The sequence below is a fragment of the Sorangium sp. So ce426 genome (assembly GCF_051475585.1).
Lineage (GTDB): Bacteria > Myxococcota_A > Polyangia > Polyangiales > Polyangiaceae > Sorangium > Sorangium cellulosum_B.
Map to the genome: position 1 here is coordinate 10,886,703 of NZ_CP150341.1, position 20,857 is coordinate 10,907,559.

Below are 20,857 nucleotides of genomic sequence, written 5' to 3' on the forward strand. Positions count from 1 at the left end.
CCATGAGCGAAGCGACCGACAACACAGCGACCGATCACGCCGAGGCCCAGGCCGAGGTGGATCGACCGAACAACTCGCTCATCTTCGTGATCGTGATCGCCACGCTGCTCTCGATCGTGGTGACCGTGCTCTTCGTCAACGAGATCTTCAAGGCGACGATGGAGCGGGAGATCTCGACCAAGGTGCTGGAGCCGCCGAGCAGCGGGGTCCGCAGCCTGCGGGCCTGGGAGAAGGAGCGGCTCAGCCACTACCAGTGGGCTGACGAGAAGAAGGGCGTCGTCCGCATCCCGGTCGATCAGGCCGTCGCGCTCACCCTGAAGGACTACCAGGAGAGGCGCGTGAGGACCGCGGCCGCTCCCGCCGCGACGACCGAGGGCGCGCAGCCCGCGGACGGCGCGGCGAAGCCCGCCGAGGGCGCCGCCGCCGGCGAGCCGTCGAAGGGCGAGGACGCGGCGAAGCCGGGCGACAAGGACGCGGCGAAGCCCTCGGACGCCGCCAAGCCCGCCGAGACGGCCACGCCCGCGAAGCCCGCCGAGACGGCCAAGCCCGCCGACGCCGTGAAGCCCGAAAAGCCCGCGGACGGCGCGGTGAAGCCCGCCGCGCCTTCGGGCGCGGCGCCCAAGCCCGCGGCCCCGGCGACCCCCGCTCCGGAGCAGTGATGTCCCGCCCGCTGTCTGCCCTGCTCGCCGTTCTCGCGCTCGTGGTGGCCACGGTCACCCCGGCGCGGAGCGCGCGAGCTGCGGACACGACCATTCCGACCGAGCTCGCCGGCATCGACATCGAGGAGCGGCCGGGAGCCCTGCTCCCGCAGAAGCTCCGGCTCCGCGACCAGTCGGGGCAAGAGGTCGAGCTCGCCAAATATGCGGCGGGCGACAAGCCCCTCGTCCTGGTGCTCGGTTATTTCGAGTGCCCGATGCTGTGCTCGCTGGTCCTGAACGGCGTGCTCCAGGCCATGAAGGAGAGCGCCTGGACCGCGGGTCAGGAGTACCGCGCCCTCGTCGTCAGCTTCGACCCCCGCGACACGCCCGAGGCCGCGCGCAAGAAGCGGGCGAACTACATCGAGGCGTACGGCAAGCCGGTCACCGGCGACGGCTTCGACTTCCTCGTCGGAGACGAGGCGTCGGTGCGCGAGCTCGCCGACGCGGTGGGCTTCCACTACCGGTGGGACGACACGACCAAGCAGTACGCACACGCGGCGGGCGCGTTCGTCTTCACGCCCGACGGGCGCCTGTCGCGCACGCTGTACGGCATCTCCTTCCCGCAGAAGAATTTCGGCCTCGCGCTGCGCGAAGCGGGCAGCGGGCAGGTCGGGAGCGCCTGGGATCGGGTGCTCTTGTTCTGTTTCCATTACGATCCCAACGCCCGAGGGTACGTCCTGGCGACGAGGCGGCTGATGATGGCGTCAGGCGTCGTCACCGTCGTGCTCATCGGGCTCTGGCTCATTCGCTTCTGGCGGACTGAACGCTCCCGCACGAGGGCGCGTGTAAACGAGGCTTCCTAGATACAAGGTGGCGGAGCCACAACTATGGTGATGAAAAACCCGATCGAACTCGGCTCCTTCTGGCTGCCCCGCCAGGGCTCGACGCTCGCTGAGCACATCGACGCCGGCTGGGCTGCGGCTTACTGGGTCTCCGTCTTCTTCTTCATCCTGGTCTCCGGGGCGGTCGTGCTGTTCGCCCTCAAGTACCGGCGGCGCAGCGAGCGCGACAAGACGAGCCCCATCGATCACAGCACGACGGTCGAGGTCGTGTGGACGCTGATCCCGCTCGCCATCGTGATCGCGCTCTTCTTCGTGGGCTTGCGCGGCTACGTGCACGCCTCCGTGGCGCCGGCCGAGTCGTACGAGATCAACGTCACGGGCGAGATGTACCTGTGGACGTTCACCTACCCCGACGGCACGACGACCGTGAACGAGCTCGCCGTGCCGCGGGGGCGCCCGGTGCGGCTCATCATGAGCTCGAAGGACATCCTCCACAGCTTCTACATCCCGGAGTTCCGCGTGAAGCAGGACGTGGTCCCGGGGTCGTACACGTCGCTGTGGTTCGAGGCGACGGAGACGCGGGAGACGGTGCTCCTGTGCACCGAGTACTGCGGCTCCGGTCACTCCGACATGCTGGCGACCGTCAAGGTGCTGGAGCAGTCGGACTTCGAGAAGTGGCTCGAGGGCAACAACAACAGCGACCTGCCGCCCGAGGAGCTCGGCAAGCTGCTCTTCGCCAAGCGGAGCTGCGCGACCTGCCACTCGCTCGACGGGACGCGCATCCAGGGCCCGTCGCTCAAGGGGCTCTTCGGCCGAGAGGAGGAGCTCGTGGACGGATCCAAGCTCATCGCGGACGAGAACTACTTCCGCGAGAGCCTGTTCAACCCCGGCGGCCAGGTCGTTCGCGGCTACCCGCCGGTGATGCCGTCGTTCAAGGGGCTCCTCAAGGACAGAGAAGTGGACGCGCTCATCGCTTATCTGAAGTCGGTGAAGTGAGCGCCGGGGAGAAGCAGTCATGTCGCAGACCGTAACAACCCTCGACGTCAATACGGCACCCGCCGGCGGCCACGGAGCGGACTACATCCGGGCCCAGAGCGGGATCATGTCGTGGCTCACCACGGTCGATCACAAGCGGATCGGCCTGATGTACCTCATCAGCACGTTCATCGCGTTCGGCATGGGCGGGCTCTTCGCGCTGATCCTCCGGCTCGAGCTCCTGACGCCGAAGGAGACGCTCATGAGCGCGAACACCTACAACCAGATGTTCACGCTCCACGGCGCGGTGATGACGTTCCTGTTCATCATCCCGAGCATCCCCGGCGCGCTCGGCAACTTCCTCCTGCCGATCATGATCGGCGCGAAGGACGTCGCCTTCCCCAAGCTGAACCTCCTCAGCCTGTACCTCTACTGGATCGGCGCCCTCTTCACGCTGTCGTCGCTCGTCACGGGCGGCATCGACACCGGCTGGACGTTCTACGTGCCGTACTCGAGCACGGTGACCACGACGTCGGTCCTGAGCGTCACGTTCGGCGTGTTCATCCTCGGCTTCTCCAGCGTGCTCACGGGGCTGAACTTCATCGTCACGATGCACAAGCTCCGGGCGCCCGGGATGGGCTGGTACAAGATGCCGCTCATGCTCTGGGCGATCTACGCGACGAGCATCGTCCAGATCCTCGCCACGCCGGTCCTCGGCATCACGCTCCTGCTGCTCATCGCGGAGCGCGCGTTCAACATCGGCATCTTCGATCCGGCGCTCGGCGGCGACCCGGTGCTCTACCAGCACTTCTTCTGGTTCTACAGCCACCCGGCCGTCTACATCATGATCCTGCCGGGGATGGGCATCATCAGCGAGCTCATCGCCGTCCACGCGCGGCGCAGGATCTTCGGCTACAAGGCGATCGCGTTCTCCAGCATCGCCATCGCGCTGGTCGGCTTCCTCGTGTGGGGCCACCACATGTTCACCTCCGGCCAGAGCGAGTTCGCGGCGATCATGTTCTCGTTCTTGACCTTCCTCGTCGCCATCCCCAGCGGCGTCAAGGTCTTCAACTGGACCGCCACGCTGTGGCGCGGCTCGATCAGCTTCAACGCGCCGATGCTCTACGCGCTGTCGTTCCTCATCCTCTTCTCGATCGGCGGGCTCACCGGCGTCTTCCTCGGGATGCTCAGCGTCGACCTGCACCTGCACGACACGTACTTCGTGGTCGCGCACTTCCACTACGTGATGGTGGGCGGCACCGTCATCGCCTTCATGGGCGGGCTCCACCACTGGTGGCCCAAGATGACGGGGAAGATGTACTCCGAGAAGCTCGCCGCCGTCGCCTGTGTGCTCATCTTCATCGGCTTCAACGTCACGTTCTTCTCGCAGTTCGTCCTGGGCAGCCGCGGGATGCCGCGCCGCTACTACAACTACCTGGACCAGTTCCAGCCGCTGCACGCGTTCTCGACCGTGGGCTCGTGGATCCTGGGCACCGGCTTCCTCGTGATGACCATCTGCTTCATCAAGTCGCTGCGCTCCGGCGCGCCGGCGCCGGCGAACCCCTGGGGCGGGCTCAGCCTCGAGTGGACCACCGCTTCCCCGCCCATCACCGAGAACTTCGTCCGCACCCCGGTCGTGACCAAGGGCGCCTACGATTTCAACACGGAGAACGCATGAGCGCGCACGCCGAGGCCGCCGACCGGACGAACAAGGCAGGTCCGGTCCTGTCCCCCAACTTCCACGTCGCCCATCATTTCGATTCCGCGGACACGCAGTTCGACGCCGGAAGGATGGGCATCTGGCTCTTCCTGGTCACGGAGATCCTGCTCTTCGGCGGGCTGTTCTGCGCGTTCGCCATCTTCCGGGGCTGGTTCTTCGACTCGTTCGTGGAGGCCCACCATCACCTCGACAAGGTGATGGGCGGCATCAACACGATCGTGCTCATCTGTTCCAGCCTCACGATGGCGCTCGCCGTCCGGTCTGCGCAGAAGAGCGACCAGAAGACCACCACCCGGCTGCTCGTGGTGACCCTGCTCTGCGCGGCCGTGTTCCTTGTGATCAAGTACTTCGAGTACCAGCACAAGTTCCACGACGGCCTCCTGCCCGGGAAGTACTTCACCGCCCAGGGCTTCACCACGGCCCACGCGGGGACGTTCTTCGCCATCTACTTCATGATGACGGGCATCCACGGGCTGCACGTCGTCATCGGGATGGGGCTCATCACGTGGATCCTCATCCGCAACCTGCGCGGTGAGTTCTCGAGCCGTTACTACTCGCCGGTCGAAGGGGTGGGGCTGTACTGGCACCTCGTCGACCTCATCTGGATCTATCTCTTCCCCCTGCTCTACCTGGTGGGCTGAGGCCTAGAGGACAGCATGTCGACACACGCAGAAGCAGCTGGCGCGCACGGGCACGGGCACGGGCACGGCCATGGCCACGGCGCGGACCACGTGCCTCACGTCCTGCCGCTCAAGGTCTACATCGCGACGTGGCTCGCGCTGCTCGTGCTCACGGTCGTCACCGTGGGCGCGAGCTACGTCGACCTCGGCGCGGCCAACCTGGCGATCGCGGTCCTCATCGCGACGACGAAGGCGGGCGTCGTGGCGCTCATCTTCATGCACCTCAAGTGGGACCATAAGTTCCACACCCTGATCTTCGCGTCGTCGCTCATCTTCCTGGCGATCTTCATCGGCTTCACGATGTTCGACACGGCCAACCGCGGCCGGGCCGAGGAGATCGAGGCCGAGCGGCCGGCGGACATCAAGGCGCCGTTCGACGGCAAGCGCGCCGCCGACGACTGGAGGATGAAGCGGGCGCAGAAGGCGCCGCCGCCGCCCGCGCACGGCGCGCAAGGCAACGGAGCCGAACAGGCCAAGTGACCGGGCCGGGGCCGAGCGCCCCGCCGGTGCGAGGCCGAACGTAATCCAGCCAACAATTCCAAGCCCCGGTATTCGCTGGGGTTTTTCCTGACACCCCCCGGATGTGGGCCGGGGCGCACCTCGCGCGTGCTCGCGGCTTTCGTGCGCGGTACAAGGGAGCGGATGCAAGGCAACGTCGGAAGGTTGCTCCGGGATGGACGCCGGACGCCTCGACCGCGCTCTGGAAAGCCCCCCTGTCCGCGCGCGGATGCACTCCTCCTTCCAGCCATGGTCGCTTGACGCAGGGCACGACCCCGCCAAGAGCAGCGCGCCCCCTGCGGCGCGCCGGCGGCTCGCGGTCCTGCTCTCCGGGCCGAAGCCCCCTTCCTGGGACACCGCCGACAGGTGGCTGATCCAGCTGCGGTGGGGGGCGATCGCGGGGATGATCGCGACAACGGTCGCGGGCAGGAAGCTCGTCCCCGACCTCGGGCTCGCTCCGCTGATCGTCGGCATCGCCGCGATCGCGGCGGCCAACGTCGCCTGGACCTTCCGGGTCCGGCGCGCGCGCCGGGCGGACGGGGGCGAGCCCTCGGCGCGCGAGCCCGCGCAGGATCACGCGCGCGCCCAGCTCGTGGGCGACGTGATCGCGAACGCCTGGATGCTCTGGTTCTCGGGCGGGCTGGCGAACCCCTTCGCCGTCTTCCTCGCCTTCCACATCGCGCTCTCCGGCCTCCTCTGCCCGCGGCGCACGACCGTGCTCGTGGGCCTGTTGACGCTGGCCGCCATCGCCGTGCTCACGTACGCGACGCCGCTGCCGCTCGACGCGGCGCCGCTCGGCGGCGAGCGCATCCGGCGGCTCGGCGACCTCGTGTCGCTCACGTCGCTGACGCTGTTCCTCGGCTTCTTCGTCGTCGTCTACGCGCACAGGCTCGAGGAGCTCCGGCAGCAGAGCCAGCGGAACGAGCGGCTGGCGATGCTCGGGCGCATGGTCGGCGGGATGTCGCACGAGCTCAGCACGCCGCTCGCGACGATCCTCCTCGCGAGCAAGGACCTCGTCGACGTGGCGCGCGAGACGGGCTCCGAGGACGCCGCGCGCATGGCCGAGACCGTGGCCGGCGAGGCGCGGCGCGCGAGCGACATCATCGGGCTGATGCGCGGCCAGATCCGGCTCGATCAGCGGATGGAGCCGCTGGAGCTCACCCGCTTCGTGCGCGACCTGGCGAAGGTCGAGCTCGCGCGGCTGGGCTACCGCGGCGAGCTCGCGTTCGACACGCCGCGGCCGGTGCTGGCGGACGTGCTGCGGCCGGCGCTCTGCCAGGTGCTCGTGAACCTGCTCGCCAACGCCGCCGAGGCGACGGCCGACTCGACCGAGCAGCGGATCGAGGTGAGCGTCGTCGAGCGCGGCGACCTCTGCGAGATCGCGGTCTCCGACAGCGGGCCGGGGCTCAACCCCGACATCGCCGGGCGGCTCGGGGAGCCGTTCCAGACGACGAAGATGGAGCAGGGAGGGATGGGGCTCGGGCTCTACATCAGCTCGATGATGGCCTCCCGCATGAACGCGGTGCTGCGCATGGAGAGCGTCGAGACCGGCGGCGCGAAGGCGACCTTGCGCCTCCGCCTCGACGGGGGCACGGGCCCCATGGACGCGGATCTCCCCGGCGCGCTGAAGCGCTCCGGGGCCGCCTGAGGTGAAGATGACGCGACGGATCGAGACGGCGCTCCTCGTGGACGACGACGACGCGTTCCGCACGACCCTGCAGGGCGCGCTGCGCCGCCGCGGGGTCGTGGCGAGGACGGCGGCGACGATCGACGAGGGGCTCGTGGCGCTCGAGTACGAGCCGGTGGACCTCGTGGTCATCGACTACCGCATGCCGCGCGGCGACGGGCTCAGCGCGCTCGCCCAGTACCGCAAGCTCCAGCCCGACGCGGCGATCGTGATGCTGACCGGGTTCGGGGACATCCCGCTCGCGGTGGCGGCGATGCGCGAGGGCGCCGACACGCTGCTCAGCAAGCCCGTCGACGCGGACAAGCTGCTGCGCGAGGCCGCGAGCCTCCGGGATCGCCAGCGGCCCCCGCCCTCGACCTCGGCGGCGCCGACGCCGCCGCCGGGGAGCCTGAAGCTCGACGATCTCGAGCGCGAGGCGATCCGCGCCGCGCTCCGGGAGTCGGGCGGCGTGGTGGCCACCGCGGCGAAGCTGCTCGGGATCGACCGGCGGACGCTGCAGCGGAAGCTGAAGAAGCTCGGGGGCTAGGCCGCGCCGAGCGCGTCGAGCGCGCCAAGGACGTCCCTCACGACGTCCTCGGTCTCCTCGATGCCGACCGACAGGCGGATCAGCGCGGGGGAGATGCCGATCGCCGCGAGCTGCTCGTCGCTGAGCTCGTGGAAGCTCATGATGCAGGGCTGCTCGATGAGCGTCTCCACGCCGCCGAAGCTCGGGGCGATCGCGGCGATGCGCGCGCCGTCCACGACGCGCGACGCCGCCTCTCGCCCGCCGCGCACGGTGAAGCTCACGACGCCGCCGAAGCCGCGCATCTGCTCGGCCGCGACCTTGTGATCCGGGTGCGACGGGAGCCCCGGGTAGAACACCCGCTCCACCGCGGGGTGCGCCTCGAGCGCGCGCGCCACGGCGAGCCCTGTCGCGTTCTGCCGCTCGACGCGGAGCGCGAGCGTCTTCATCCCGCGCCCGATCAGCGCCGCGGCGTGGGGATCCATGATGCCCCCAAGGACGCTCCGCATGTCGCGGATCAGCGAGATCAGCGCGCTCGATCCGGAGACCGCGCCGCCCAGGACGTCGTTGTGGCCGGACAGGTACTTGCTGGCGCTGTGGACCACGAGGTCGATGCCGCGGCCGATCGGGTCGGAGTTGCAGGGGGTCGCGAACGTCGCGTCGACGACCGTCTTCACCCGCGCCTTCTTGCAGATCTCGGCGAAGCGGGACAGGTCGATGCAGTGCAGGTAGGGGTTCGTCGGCGACTCGCTGAGCGCGAAGCGGGTCCGCGGCCGGATGGCCGCCTCGAGCTGATCGAACGCGCCCGGGTCGATCAGCGTGTGCTCGACGCCGAGCCGGGAGAGCACGTTGATCACGAACTGCCGCGTGCGGCGGTACACGTCGCGGAAGAGGATGACGTGGTCGCCCGCCTTGAGGAGCGCGAACGCCGTGGTCGTCACCGCCGCCATCCCGCTCGCGAAGAGCAGGGCGTCCTCGGCGCGATCGAGCGCCGCGATGCGCTGCTCGACCTCACGCACGGTGGGGTTACCGTAACGGCCGTACTCCTGGCGCTCGGGATCCGCGTCGCCTCCGGCGAAATAGCGCTCGAGGTCCGCCGTGTTCGCAAACGTGTAGGTCGCCGTCTGCGCGATCGCAGGCGCGAGGGTGTGGGAGGGGCGCTGGCGGAGTACGCCCGCGTGCACGGCTTCGGTCGAGTTCGGCAGAGCGGTCTTCATGGTGCTGGGGGCTGGAACCCTCGTGGAACCGGCCGTGATAATTGTCGCACTTGACGCGTCGGAAATATAGGGAATACCATCGGTTATGTCGCAACGAGTCGAGCGCCTTGCGGCGGCCATCGACGTACACGCCGAGAACGTCGCCAAATTCAAACGTGGTGAGCTGACCCCCGACCAGTTCCGTCCTTTGCGGCTGGCCATGGGCGTCTACGCGCAGCTCGCGCACGTGAAGCACATGCAGCGGATCAAGATCCCTGGAGGGCAGCTCACGGCTGCGCAGCTGGAAGCCCTCGCGGAAGTCACGGAGCGGTGGGGTCGCGGGCTAGCGCACGTCACGACCCGCCAGGACATCCAGCTCCACTACCTGGAGATCGAGGAGACGATCGACCTGCAACGCGTGCTCGTGCGCGCGGGGGTGACGACGGTCGGCGCCTGCGCGGACACGCTGCGCAACATCACCGCGTCCCACCTCGCTGGCGTGGTCGAGGACGAGGTGTTCGACGTGACGCCCTATGCGCACGCGGTCACCGAGCATTTCCTCTTCCACGAGCACAACCGGAGGCTGCCGCGGAAGTTCAAGGTGGCCTTCTCGGGGAGCGCGCGCGATCACGCGCAGATCATGATCAACGACGTCGGGCTTCTCGCGAAGATCGGCGACCGCGGGCGCGGCTTCGCGGTCTACGTGGCCGGCTCGCTCGGCTCGACGCCCGAGATCGCGCACCTCTGGAAGGAGTTCATCCCGGAGTCCGATCTGCTGCCGGTGTGCGAGGCCGTGGTGAGCGTGTTCCACCGGGACGGAGAGCGGAAGAACCGGAAGAAGGCGCGCCTCAAGTTCCTGCTGCGCAAGATCGGCGAGGCGGAGTTCCTGCGCAGGATCGACGAGGAGTTCGCTCGCATCAAGGCGGAGCGCGGCGACGCGCTCGCGGCCGAGCTGGCGGAGCAGGTGGCCGGGTACCGGGAGAGCGCTCCGCCCCCGCTCACGCCGCTGCGGGAGACGCTCGGCGACGGCGCGTTCGCGCGCTGGAAGCGGACCAACACGATCGCGCAGACGCAGGCCGGCTACCGGGTGGCGACGGTCAAGCTGCCGCTCGGCGACATCACGAGCGAGCAGCTGAGGCGCCTGGCCGACCTCTCGCGGCGCTACGGCAACGGCGAGGTGCGGGCGACGAACACGCAGAACTTCGTGCTGCGCTGGGTGCCGGAGGGGCAGCTGCTCAACCTGCACCGCGAGCTCTCGCAGATCGGCCTCGCCGAGGCGGACTCGGGGCACATCACCGACGTGGTGACCTGCCCGGGCGGCGATTACTGCACGCTCGCCATCACGAAGAGCATGGAGGTCGGCGCGCGCATCCGGGATCACCTGGTGCCGAACGGCAGCCGCCAGGAGGCCGACGACTTCGTCAGCGCGCTCGGCGAGTTCGACATCAAGATCTCGGGGTGCCCGAACTCGTGCGGTCAGCACCACGTCGCGGACATCGGGATGACGGGCCTGATGGTGAAGGGCAAGGACGGCGTCGAGCGCCCGCACTACTCGCTCCGCGTGGGCGGCGGCTGCGGCCCGAGCGCGCGCATCGGCGAGCGCCTCGACGGCCGCATCCCCGAGGAGGAGACGCCCAAGGTCATCGCCGCGATCGCGCGCTTCTACATGGCCGGCCGCGCCGAGGGCGAGAGCTTCCGCGACTTCGTCTCGCGCAAGGGCGTGCAGGAGATCACCCGCGCCGGCTTCGCCGCCGCCGAGGGCGCCCTCTGACGGAGTCCCCGCCGTCCCGCGCCCCGCTCAGGTGCGGCGGCGCGGGATGAGGGGGGGATCCCCGGCGAACGGGTTCATCGACAGCGCGGCCAGCACGCCGGCCGCGCCTGCCTTCACCTTCTCCATCCCCGGGGCGACCGGCGCGAGCTCCTCGCGCTCCTCGAGGAGCTCGGGGGGGATCTCGAGCATGAACCGGCTCGGCGTCCTCGGCACCATCTTGCCGCGCGAGCCGCGGTGCTTCGCCCGCGTGAGGTAGAGCCGATCGCGGGCCCGCGTGACCGCGACGTAGAAGAGCCGCCGCTCCTCCTCGATGCTGTGGCCGCCCGTGTCGCCGCCCTCCGCGCCGCTCGGGGCGGCGTCCGTGGCGCGCTCGTCGAGGCTGCGCTGGTGAGGCATCAGCCCCTCCTCCAGGCCGATCACGAACACGTACGGGAACTCGAGCCCCTTCGCGCCGTGCATCGTGGTGAGCGTCACCCGGTCGGTGGCCTCCTCTTCCTCGGAGTCCTGCCGCAGGGCGAGCAGCCGCAGGAACTCGGCGAAGCTCGCGCGGTCCCCCTTCCCCTTCTCGTCGCGGCGCGCGAAGACGTTGAGCAGGCCCTCGATGTTGCCCCAGCGGCGCGCCGCGGCGTTGGCCGTGGACGAGCCGGCCATGATGTCTTCCTTGAAGCCGGCGTCGGCGAGGAGCGCGCGGGCGACCTCCGCGGAGGGCTCGCCGCGCTCGAACCGCGCGCGCGTGGCCTCGATGATCCGGAGCAGCTGGCGGCAGCCCTCGATCGCGGCGGCGGTCAGCTCGTGGACGGCGTGCGGCCGCGACACCGCCGTCCAGAGCGACGCGTCGTGCGCCGTCGCGTAGGCGCCGAGCTTGGCCACCGCGGCGTCGCCGATGCCCCGCGCCGGGTAGTTCAGGATGCGCCGCAGGCACATCTCGTCGCCCGGGTTGAGCGCGACGCGGAGGTAGGCGATGAGATCCTTGACCTCCTTGCGCTCGAAGAACTGCTGGCCGCCGATCATCCGGATCGGGATCTGCCGCTCCTTGAGGGCCGACTCGATCGCGGCCGCCTGGAGGTTCGAGCGGTACAGCACGGCGATGTCCTTCGGCCGCGCGGCCTCCCGCTCCAGGAGGCGCTGCGCCTCCGTGGCCACGAAGCTCGCCTCGACGTCGGGGTCCACGCAGATGATGGACCGCACCTTGTCGCCCTCGATGCGGGTGGCGATGAGCGACTTCTTGTGCCGCCGGGCGCCGGACTTGGCGAGCACCGCGTTGGCGACGTCGAGGATCGGCTTGCGGGAGCGGTAGTTGTGCTCGAGCTTGACGACCTTCGCGCCGGAGAAGTGCTCCTCGAAATCGAGGATGTTGCGCACGTCGGCGCCGCGCCAGGCGTAGATCGACTGGTCGTCGTCGCCGACGACCACCACGTTGCGGTGCTCGCCGCAGAGCAGGCGCAGGAGCTCCAGCTGGGCGCGGTTCGTGTCCTGGTACTCGTCGACGATCACGAAGCGGTAGCGCATCCGCCAGCGCTCGAGGACGTCGGCGCGCGCCTGCCACAGGCGGACCACCTCGCAGATGAGATCGTCGAAGTCGAACGCCTGGAACGAGCGCAGCGCCGCCATGTAGCGCGGGTACACGAGCATCGAGATCTCGTCGTACTCGTCGATGCCCTTGCCCTGCCGCTGCGCCTCGGCCCAGGTCTCGGCGTCGAGGAACGCGTTCTTGGCGTTCGAGATGCGCGAGAGGATCGCGCTGACGTCGTAGCTCTTGCCGGCGCGGAGCTCGCGGAGGATCTCGCGGATGACCCCCAGGGCGTCGGACTGGTCGAAGATGGCGAAGGAGCCGCCGCGCAGGCCGAGGGCGCGGGTCTCCGCGCCGAGCACGTCGAGCCCGAAGCGGTGGAAGGTGCAGACCTTGAGCTCGCGCGCGACCTTGGAGCCGACGAGCTTGCCGACGCGCTCGTGCATCTCGGCGGCGGCCTTGTTGGTGAAGGTCATCGCCAGCATGGAGCGCGCCGGGATGCCGCGATCGAGGAGGCGGGCGATCCGCGTGGTCACCACCCGGGTCTTGCCGGAGCCTGCGCCGGCGAGCACCAGCATTGGCCCGAGCTCGTGCTCGACGGCCGCACGTTGAGACGGGTTCAATAAGTCCGACACCGTGCCGTGGCCTAGCCCGGCGCGCGGCGGAGCGGGAGCTTGATTTTGTCGGAGCGCGGAGGAGGCGCGAGATGCCCGCTGGAAAGGCTCAGATGCCGGGCGGCGTGGCGAACTGCCCAGGGAACGGGTTCGCCTCCCGGCGGCGCTGGACCTCGTCGAACGTCCATGGCGTCGTCCCGCGCTCGTTGAAGAGGGCCACGCCGATCACGCCGACGTTCCTCGTGTCGCCGTGCTTCTGGTTCGCATAGGAGCCGCGGACCGAGCCGAAGCGGAACGCAGCGACCGTGTCGACGGACTGGCGGAAGCCGTCGATCTCGAGCTCGCCGTGGGGCTCGATCAGGTAACCGCGCTTGCTGAACGTCGCGGCCTGGCCGTCCATGACGTCGAGGCCGTCGACGGAGACGACACACTCGAGCCGGGTCGGCGTGAGGTTGCGCAGCACGATGCTGTAGCGCTGGCCGGCCTCGCCGATGACGTGGCTCTTCTCGCCGGCGACGAAGCCGCTCAGGAAGCCGCCGCCCTCGCCGCGGAGCCCGACCGCGACGGCGCCGCCCGCCAGGGTGAACGCCTGCGGCGACGTGCGGCGGAAGCCGGACGCGCTCGCCATGGCGCGGGCGCCCTCGGCGTCGTTGTAGAACAGGCTCGCGACGACGAAGGGGCGGTTCACGTCGGCCCGGACGAACGGCGCGGTCGAGATGCGCGACACGCGCGTCTCACCCCACTGGGTGCCGAGGCCCGGACGATCGATGGGCTCCGGCGCGACCTGGCTGCTCGGCGCCTTGCGCGCGGCCCCCTCGGCGCGCGAGGCGCCGCCCGTGGCGGAAGGCCGCTCGAGCTCGGCCGAAGGCGCCGCGGGCGAGGCGTCGGGCGACGGCGGCGCGGCGGGCGCGCCCGGCTCGTCGAACGCGGCGCCGTCCTGGAACCCCTGTGCGCTGGAGGGCTCGGGAGCGCCGGTGATCGCGTGTCCCCCCTTTGCCGTGGAGTCCGCCGGCCGGGCCGCTGTGCTGCCGCCGCAGCCGGCGGCGCCCGCGAGGAGCGATATCGCCAAACAAGCCAGCCCGATTCGTCGCATCCGGTTCATGGTCCCTCCACTCCGCATTTGCGGTGTCGACCAGAGAACGGGCGCGGCGAGGCTACCTTACAGCCGAGCGCGCCTGCGCCGCGGCGGGCGCGGACGGCGGCGCGGGCGCGGGGTGCTCGCTGGCCGCGATCCAGCGCTGCGCCAGCGCGAGCCCGAGCGCGGCCGACGCGACGGCGAGCGCGCAGACGGCGAGCGCGGAGGCGCGCGACGCCGCACGGGCGACGGGCCGCGCCGGAGGTGCGCGCCGCGTCGAGCGCGCCCTCGGGCGGCGCGAGAGGCGCGCGGCGCCGGCCGACGCGGCGAGCAGCGGTCGGCGAAGCAGCTCGGCGGATGCATCGCCACACGCAGGCGTGCGGGCCGCGACGGCGTCGGCCGCGGTCGGGGTGAGCGCGGTCGCGCTGACCACCGGCCCGGCGCTCGGCTGCGATCCGTCGTGCAACCGGACGTGCACTCGGCGCACAGCGGCTTCCATGTCGGCGGCCGTCTGGAAGCGATGCTCGGGCGCCTTCGCGATCGCGCGCAGGATCAGCCGCTCGAGCGCCGCCGGGATCGGCTGCGGCGCGAAGCGCGAGGGAGGAGGAGGCTCCTGCTCGCAGTGAGCAAAGCGAAGCGCGTCGCCCCGGCCGCGCAGCTCGTCGAAGGGGCCTCGCCCGGCGACGAGCTCGTAGAGGACGAGGCCCATCGCATAGATGTCCGCGCGCGGATCGATCGGCTGGGCGGCGCACTGCTCGGGCGCCATCGTCCTGGGTGTGCCGATGACGGCGTCCGGGGCGGTCAGCGAGGCGCTGGCGTGGAGGAGCTTCGCGACGCCGAAGTCGAGGACCTTGAGCGTGCCGTCGTCGCAGAGGAACAGGTTCTCGAGCTTGAGATCGCGGTGGACGATGCCCGCCGCGTGCGCGAGCGACAGCGCGGACAGGGCCTGCAGGACCAGGTCGAGCGCGGTCGGGACCGCGACCACGCCGAGGCGCGCGAGCTCGGTCCGGAGATCGCGCCCCTCGAGGAGCTCCATGGCGAAGTAGGGGCGGCCACCGTCGGTCACGCCGAGATCGAACACGTCGGGGAGACCCGGGTGGCGCAGGCGGGCGATCGAGCGCGCCTCGGCGCGCAGGCGCGCCGAGAGATCGCTGCGGCCGGCGTGGCTTCGGTGCAGCACCTTCACCGCGAACCGGCGGCCGAGCGCCCGGTGCTCGACCTCGTACACCTCGCCCATGCCGCCCTGGCCGAGCAGGCGCAGCACGACATACGGTGTGCCGGGGAGCGGCTCGCCCTCACCCGGCGCGCGGATCGGCCACGCGCCTTCGGACGGCTCGCCCTCGCCCGGCGCGCGGAGCGACCGCGCGAGAGGCGCCCTCGGCGCGAGCGACACCCCGCGCGCGTAGAGCAGCGTGCGCGCCCCGGAGCACTCGGCGGACGCGCCGCTCATCGCGCCTCTCCGGCCGCGAGGGGCGCCCGCGCGCTGCGCTCGCCGTCCGGCGGCGCGGCGCGCCCTGCTCCGCCGTGAGCCGGCGTCTCCCTGCCCCCGCCTTCGCCCAGCGCCTCCGCGAGCGCGGCGGCCATCGCGTCCGCCGTTTGCCAGCGGAGCCCCGGATCCTTCTCGAGCGCGCGCGCGACCGCATGATCGAGCGCGTGAGGCACCCAGAGGAGCGAGCGAAGCCGCGGCGCCGGTGTGTTGAGGTGCGCCCGCATCACCGCCATCGAGTCGACCACCGGAAACGGCCCGCGCCCGGTGATCGCCTCGAAGAGCAGGAGGCCCACCGCGTACACGTCCGTGCGAGCATCGACCTCCTCGCCGCGGATCTGCTCGGGCGACAGGTAGCGCGGCGTGCCGAGGACGTTCGAGCCCGTCGACGGCTCCAGCCCCTCGCGGCTCACCTTCGCGATGCCGAAGTCGATGAGCACGGCGTGCTCGGCCTCGGGCACACCGGGCGCGCTCTCCAGATCGGCGACGCCTTGCTCGGCGCAGCTCGCCTGCGCGAGGAAGACGTTCGCCGGCTTGATGTCGCGGTGGACGATGCCAGCGCGGTGCGTCGCCGCGAGCCCGCCGAGCACCTGGATGGCGATGTGCACGGCGGTGGGCGTCGCGAGCGGTCCGCGCGCGTCGAGCCGCTCGCGCATCGTCTCGCCGAAGAGGCGCGGCATGACGAGGAAGGGCCGGCCGTCGCTCGTCACGCCGACCTCCTCGACCTTCACGATGTGGGGGTGGCTCAGCGCGGAGAGAGCGCGCCCCTCCTGGACCAGGCGCGCTCCGATCTCGCTCGACCCCTCGTGCATGGCGCGGAGCAGCTTGAGCGCGCGCAGCTGGCCGCGGCGCCCGGTCACCTCGAAGACCTCCGAGCACGAGCCTGCCCCGATCCGACGGAGCACACGGTAGGAAGTCCCCGGCAGCGGCTGTCCGTCTCTCTTTTGCACCATGTCCGTCGACCTCCCTCGCGGGGGCGCGCGGCGGAGCGCCGGCGCCTTCGTTCGGGAAGGGAATCGTCGCTCTCGTGGCGGAAGTTGCGCGAACAAACCGCTCAGATCATCAAAAAACGCGCAATCAACGGATGTGCAGTGGGGCGCGCGGCGAGCCGTTCAGGGCTGTACAAGGGGCGCGCGGCCTTCGCTCAGTGATACAGGAACCACCGGACGCCCGGCTTGATCTCCATATGGTAATGGTCGGCGTGCGCCGCATTGAAATTGGGCGTCAGCACGTAGGTAAAAATCCCGAGGTCCGCCGCTTCGCACACGATGGACCGGAGCTCGCGCGCCTCGGGGAGCTCGGGCTGGGGCGCCCCCTCACCGCAGGTCTTGTCCCCGATGCGGCCGTGGAAGTGGCGCGCGACGCTGATCCAGGTGCCGTCGCGCTTCTTGAGCGCACCGACGTCGATGGCCAGGCCGGCGGGGTGCCGCGTGCCCGGCGGAGCCCACGTGCCGCGGGGCTTCTGCCCTGCATCGCTGCGCAGCGCGACGTCGCCGCGGCGCTTGACCGCAGACGTCGTCGCCCGGGTCGGCCCCGCGGCTTTGCGCCGAGCAGCGCGGCGCGCTCCGGCCTTGCCGGCGTCCTTCTTGGCCGGCCCGCTGCGCGCAGCGATCGTCCGCGTCCGCTGGCCAGGAGCCTTGGAAGCGGCGCCTGGATCGGCTTCCAGGGCGGCCTTCTCCTTCGGCGCGGCCCCCGCTGCGGCCTTCTCCTTCGGCGCGGCCCCCGCTGCGGCCTTCTCCTTCGGCGCGGCCCCCGCTGCGGCCTTCTCCTTCGGCGCGGCCCCCGCTGCGGTCTTCTCCTTCGGCGCGGCCTCCGCTGCGGCCTTCTCCTTCGGCCCGGCCCCCGCGGACCCCTTCTCTTTGGGCCCGGCCCCCGCGGCCCCCTTCTCCTTCAGGCGTCGCGGCCGCTCCTCAGGTGCCTTGGATGTCCCATCGAGCGCGCCCTTCTTGCCGAGCTCCACCAGCGGCGCAGGCTCGACCGGCGAGGCCTGCCTCGTCGATTCCTCGCGAGCAGCGCCGTCCGCGGCCGCTGCCCGCTGCACGGCGCTGTCAGCGGCCTTGGCATGAGCGATCGGGTGCCCGTGCTCTCCGTCGCCGTCCACGCCCTCGCGGCCGCGCATCGGCACGTTGGGTCGATACATCGTGTAATGGACGACCTCGTCGATATCGTGCCTCGAGAGCACGGCCGCGAAATCGTCGAGGGCGAGCGCCAGGCGCGCGTCCAGGATCTCGAACATGCTCGTCACGCGCTGCTCGGGCGGGAGCACCGAATGAAAGTTCACGCCGTTCAGCCGACCCGTGAGCCGGATCGGAGCGCGCACCCCAGGCGCGTGGTCGACCTTGAGGTACAGGATCTTCCGGCGATCCAGCTCCGCCAGCGCCTCCTCGTTCGTCATGTTGGCGTAGCGGTACGCCGGAGACGCCTCGGCGACGCTCGCCGCCGGCGTCATGAGGAACGGCGACGCGGCCGACGCGGGCGCCGGACCGAGCGTCGCGACGGACGCAAGCAGCGCGCAGGCCAACGGCTTCATCAGACAGCGAAGTCGGGAAAACGCCACAGCGGCCGCACTCTAACGTGGCCGGGCTGGAAGGCTAGAAAATGGGCGGTCGCTGGACCCGTGTGCAGCCCCCGAATCGCGCCGCTCCGAGCGCAGACCATCGCGGAGGGACATCGTGGCGGCTAGGCTGAGCGCGCGCGGCCGCGCCCCCTGATCGCCGCGATCCCCACGTACGCCCCCGCACCGCGCGCTCCCCTCCGCGACGAACACGCCTTGCAGCCGCCCACACCCATCGAACCGAGCCGAGACGCCCGCGCACCTGCCGGCGACGAGACAGCTGGCGCGCCGGCAGACGCGAACGCCGCGCACGCGAGCGTCGACGAGCGCGCGCGCCCGCGGCCGCCCGAGCCGACCGCGGCGCGCGCGCTCCTCGCCGCTGGCATCACGACCGCCGCCGTGACGGCGGTGTCCTACGCCGCGCCGAAGAGCTACGCCGGCACGCTCGTCGGCCTCACGTTCTTCGCGGCGACGTCCTGGCTCGTGCTGAGGTACGACGAGTCGACGATCCGCGCCCACGGCCTGTCCCTCGGGGGGCTCCTCGAGCCCGTGCCGCTGTCGGCGAGGCGCCTCGCCCGCGCCGCGCTCCACGCCGTCGCCTGGGCGGCGCTGGTCGCCGCGATCGTCTTCCCGCTCTTCTGGCTGGGCTACCGGCTGTACTGGGGCGCGACCTCGCCGTTCGTGCTGCGCCCGCCGCCCTCGCTCGCCGACGAGATCGCCGCGCAGCTGCTCGTTGTCGCGCTGCCCGAGGAGGCGTTCTTCCGGGGCTACCTCCAGAGCGCCCTCGACCGCGTCTTCCCACCGCGCTTCCGCGTCGCCGGCGCGACGCTCGGCCCGGCGTGGCTCCTCTCGTCGGCGATCTTCGCGATCGGCCACGTGCTCACGATCCAGCACCCGGCCCGGCTCGCCGTCTTCTTCCCCGCGCTCCTCTTCGGATGGCTGCGGGCGCGCACAGGCGGCATCGGGGCGCCGGTCGTGTTCCACGCGGCGTGCAACCTCCTCTCCCTCACCCTCGCCCGCGGCTACGGCCTGTCGCCGTGAGCGCCTCGATCGAGGGCGCGGACCGCGCCTCTCGCGACGCTCCGGCGCGCCGCCGCGTCACGCCGGCGGTCGCGACGTCGGAGGCGGTCGCGAGGCCGGCGGCGGTCGCGACGTTGGCGACGTCAGCGAGGGGGGCGGCTGCGACGTGTGCGGGCCCAGCGGGAGGCCCGAGCTGGAGATGCCCGCGCGCGTGTCGACCGCCCAGAGGACGATCGCGGCGACGACCGGGCCGATGAAGATCCCCGCCGCGCCGAACAGCTCGAGCCCGCCGAAGATGGAGAGGAGCGCGATGAGCGGGTGCATCCCGCCGTGCGAGCTCTGGACCCACGGCCGGATCACGTTGTCCGAGAGCCCGATGAGCACCGCCGCGGCGCACATGCCCATGCCCGCCCCGATGCGCCCGACGACGAACAGGTAGATGGCCGCCCCCAGCGTGACCGGCGTGGTGCCGATCATGGGGACGAGCGAGAGCAACGTGGCCAGGAGGCCGAAAAGGAACGCGCCCGGCACCTTGCAGGCAAACAGCGCGATCGTCGTCAGCGTCCCCTGGACGGCCGCCGTCGCGAGCAGGCCGAGGACGGCGCCGTGCACCGTGTCCTGGATCGACGTGAAGAGGACGTCCGTCTCCTCGTTCCTGAACGGCGACTGCGTGAGCAGCCAGCGCAGCAGCAGGCCCCCGTCGCGGAGCAGGTAGTAGAGCCCGACGACGAACAGGAACGCGTCGACGATCGTCTGCGGCACCGCGGCGACCATGCCGCCCGCGAAGCCGGCGATCGAGCTGCCCACCCGCTCGAACAGGTTGCTCACGTACGTGCGGACATCGTCCCCGGACAGGCCAGCCCTGTTGAGGAGCCCCGTTATCCTCCCGTCGTTCAGGAGGCCTTCGACCCGCTCGATCGTGTTCGACCAATCCCGCGCGAAGAAGCGGCTTATCGAGGCGGAGGCCTCGATGATGATCACCGCGAGCGGGATGCACACGAGGATGATCACGCCCACCGTCGAGATCGCGGGCGCGAACTGGCGGAAGCGGCCGAGTCGAGGCGCGAGGCGGCGCTGGAGCGGGGAGACGAGGAGCGCGACAAGACCGCCGAGCAGGACGGGGACGAGCAGCCCCTTCACCATCCAGAAGAACAGCGCGATGAGCCCCGCCCGGAGGGCGAACGACAGCCATCGATCGGACTGAAAATCTTGCTGCATCGCCGGGTGCGCTCGCTCCTGCGCCGCGCTCAGCGGCCCCTCGTGGGCCAAGGTAGGGTGGGCCTCCGGCAACCACCAGCGATTTCCGCGTTGCGCAAGCGCGGCGCCGCGGTTCCAGGATACAGTCAGGCTCGGCTGACGACCGCGGGGCGCACGGCCGCCTCCACAGCCGCATCAGCTGGAGGGAACGAGGATGAGCAACAGCGGAGGCGGGGTTCCGCCCGGAGGCGGAGGCTGGGGCAACGCAGGCGGCGGCTGGGGGAATGGCGGCTGGGGGTCGAGCCCGCCCGGCGGCTACGGTGCGCCCCCAGGCGGCTACGGCGCGCCGCCAGGAGGCGGCTGGGGCCCGCCGCCGCCTCACGGCGCCCCGGCGCAGGCCTATTCCGACAAGGACCAGGCGACGGCCTTCATGCTCGCCGTGTTTCTCGGGACCTTCGGCGTCGATCGCTTCTACCTGGGCCAGACGGGGCTCGGGCTCCTCAAGCTGTTCACGTGTGGTGGCCTCGGCTTCTGGAGCCTCATCGACACGATCCTGATCGGCACCGGATCGATGCGAGACGCCCAGGGGCTCGTGCTCAGGCGCGACGCGCCCGTCGGCCACCCGACCAAGAGCCAGTCCACGCTGTTCCTGCTCTCCTATTTCCTCGGCTACTTTGGCGTAGATCGTTTTTATCTGGGACAGACCGGGCTCGGCATAGCGAAGCTCTTGACGTGCGGCGGGCTCGGCATCTGGTCGCTGATCGACATCCTCATGATCGGCATGGGCCGCTTCCGCGACGCAGAGGGCAACTCGCTGCGGTTCGAGCGCTGATCGAGGGGCACACCGGGTCAGGAGGATACCGAGCCTCGCTGGCCGTCGCCGCGCGGCGCG

General features: G+C 70.8%; 18 protein-coding genes. 11 read left to right on the forward strand and 7 right to left on the reverse strand.

Annotated features, from left to right (window positions below):
* The first annotated feature begins 2 nt into the window (after positions 1 to 2).
* From WMF44_RS40850 to WMF44_RS40885, 8 genes are all read left to right on the forward strand, one after another.
* Positions 3 to 659, forward strand: a complete 657-nt coding sequence (locus WMF44_RS40850; protein WP_437295454.1) for a hypothetical protein — start codon at positions 3 to 5, stop codon at positions 657 to 659.
* The gene (locus WMF44_RS40855) at positions 659 to 1,501 is read left to right on the forward strand and encodes an SCO family protein (protein WP_437295455.1); all 843 of its coding nucleotides are present in this window, start codon (positions 659 to 661) and stop codon (positions 1,499 to 1,501) included. Before WMF44_RS40850 ends, WMF44_RS40855 begins: the two co-directional genes overlap by 1 nt.
* 30 nt (positions 1,502 to 1,531) lie before the next feature.
* A complete protein-coding gene (gene coxB, locus WMF44_RS40860) occupies positions 1,532 to 2,476 on the forward strand; it encodes a cytochrome c oxidase subunit II (protein WP_437295456.1) in 945 nt (314 codons plus the stop codon).
* 19 nt (positions 2,477 to 2,495) lie between these two features.
* Positions 2,496 to 4,133: a cytochrome c oxidase subunit I gene (gene ctaD, locus WMF44_RS40865; RefSeq protein ID WP_437295457.1), complete on the forward strand. Its 1,638-nt coding sequence runs from the start codon at positions 2,496 to 2,498 to the stop codon at positions 4,131 to 4,133.
* The gene (locus WMF44_RS40870; protein ID WP_437295458.1) at positions 4,130 to 4,816 is read left to right on the forward strand and encodes a cytochrome c oxidase subunit 3 family protein; all 687 of its coding nucleotides are present in this window, start codon (positions 4,130 to 4,132) and stop codon (positions 4,814 to 4,816) included. Before ctaD ends, WMF44_RS40870 begins: the two co-directional genes overlap by 4 nt.
* 15 nt (positions 4,817 to 4,831) lie before the next feature.
* Positions 4,832 to 5,335: a cytochrome C oxidase subunit IV family protein gene (locus tag WMF44_RS40875; protein ID WP_437295459.1), complete on the forward strand. Its 504-nt coding sequence runs from the start codon at positions 4,832 to 4,834 to the stop codon at positions 5,333 to 5,335.
* A 247-nt stretch (positions 5,336 to 5,582) separates the two neighbouring features.
* Entirely contained in the window at positions 5,583 to 7,001 is a 1,419-nt protein-coding gene (locus WMF44_RS40880; RefSeq protein ID WP_437295460.1) for a sensor histidine kinase, read from the forward strand.
* A gap of 7 nt (positions 7,002 to 7,008) precedes the next feature.
* Positions 7,009 to 7,566, forward strand: a complete 558-nt coding sequence (locus WMF44_RS40885) for a response regulator transcription factor (RefSeq protein ID WP_437295461.1) — start codon at positions 7,009 to 7,011, stop codon at positions 7,564 to 7,566.
* On the opposite strand, the gene WMF44_RS40890 is transcribed toward WMF44_RS40885, so the two are convergent.
* On the reverse strand, positions 7,563 to 8,759 hold the full coding sequence (locus tag WMF44_RS40890) for a trans-sulfuration enzyme family protein (protein WP_437295462.1): 1,197 nt from the start codon (positions 8,757 to 8,759) through the stop codon (positions 7,563 to 7,565). The genes WMF44_RS40885 and WMF44_RS40890 overlap by 4 nt on opposite strands.
* Before the next feature lie 85 nt (positions 8,760 to 8,844).
* Here WMF44_RS40890 and WMF44_RS40895 point away from each other — a divergent pair, with 85 nt between their 5' ends.
* Positions 8,845 to 10,509 (forward strand): nitrite/sulfite reductase, encoded by a 1,665-nt coding sequence (locus WMF44_RS40895; protein ID WP_437295463.1) that lies wholly within the window; start codon positions 8,845 to 8,847, stop codon positions 10,507 to 10,509.
* Positions 10,510 to 10,536: 27 nt separating this feature from the next.
* On the opposite strand, the gene WMF44_RS40900 is transcribed toward WMF44_RS40895, so the two are convergent.
* The 5 genes from WMF44_RS40900 to WMF44_RS40920 form a co-directional block, all read right to left on the reverse strand.
* Complete coding sequence (locus WMF44_RS40900) at positions 10,537 to 12,654, reverse strand: ATP-dependent helicase (protein WP_437295464.1); 2,118 nt, start codon at positions 12,652 to 12,654, stop codon at positions 10,537 to 10,539.
* Positions 12,655 to 12,742: 88 nt separating this feature from the next.
* A complete protein-coding gene (locus WMF44_RS40905; RefSeq protein WP_437295465.1) occupies positions 12,743 to 13,735 on the reverse strand; it encodes a hypothetical protein in 993 nt (330 codons plus the stop codon).
* A gap of 52 nt (positions 13,736 to 13,787) precedes the next feature.
* Positions 13,788 to 15,158 carry a serine/threonine-protein kinase gene (locus tag WMF44_RS40910; protein WP_437295466.1) on the reverse strand — a complete coding sequence of 457 codons (1,371 nt, stop codon included), beginning with the start codon at positions 15,156 to 15,158 and terminating at the stop codon, positions 13,788 to 13,790.
* Positions 15,155 to 16,147 (reverse strand): serine/threonine-protein kinase, encoded by a 993-nt coding sequence (locus WMF44_RS40915; protein ID WP_437295467.1) that lies wholly within the window; start codon positions 16,145 to 16,147, stop codon positions 15,155 to 15,157. Before WMF44_RS40915 ends, WMF44_RS40910 begins: the two co-directional genes overlap by 4 nt.
* Before the next feature lie 191 nt (positions 16,148 to 16,338).
* On the reverse strand, positions 16,339 to 17,724 hold the full coding sequence (locus WMF44_RS40920; protein ID WP_437295468.1) for an extensin family protein: 1,386 nt from the start codon (positions 17,722 to 17,724) through the stop codon (positions 16,339 to 16,341).
* A 240-nt stretch (positions 17,725 to 17,964) separates the two neighbouring features.
* On the opposite strand from WMF44_RS40920, the gene mrtC reads away from it, so the two are divergent.
* Positions 17,965 to 18,789 (forward strand): myxosortase MrtC, encoded by an 825-nt coding sequence (mrtC, locus tag WMF44_RS40925; protein WP_437295469.1) that lies wholly within the window; start codon positions 17,965 to 17,967, stop codon positions 18,787 to 18,789.
* A gap of 57 nt (positions 18,790 to 18,846) precedes the next feature.
* On the opposite strand, the gene WMF44_RS40930 is transcribed toward mrtC, so the two are convergent.
* Complete coding sequence (locus WMF44_RS40930) at positions 18,847 to 19,986, reverse strand: AI-2E family transporter (protein WP_437295470.1); 1,140 nt, start codon at positions 19,984 to 19,986, stop codon at positions 18,847 to 18,849.
* A gap of 193 nt (positions 19,987 to 20,179) precedes the next feature.
* On the opposite strand from WMF44_RS40930, the gene WMF44_RS40935 reads away from it, so the two are divergent.
* Positions 20,180 to 20,797: a TM2 domain-containing protein gene (locus tag WMF44_RS40935; RefSeq protein ID WP_437295471.1), complete on the forward strand. Its 618-nt coding sequence runs from the start codon at positions 20,180 to 20,182 to the stop codon at positions 20,795 to 20,797.
* Positions 20,798 to 20,857: the final 60 nt, after the last annotated feature.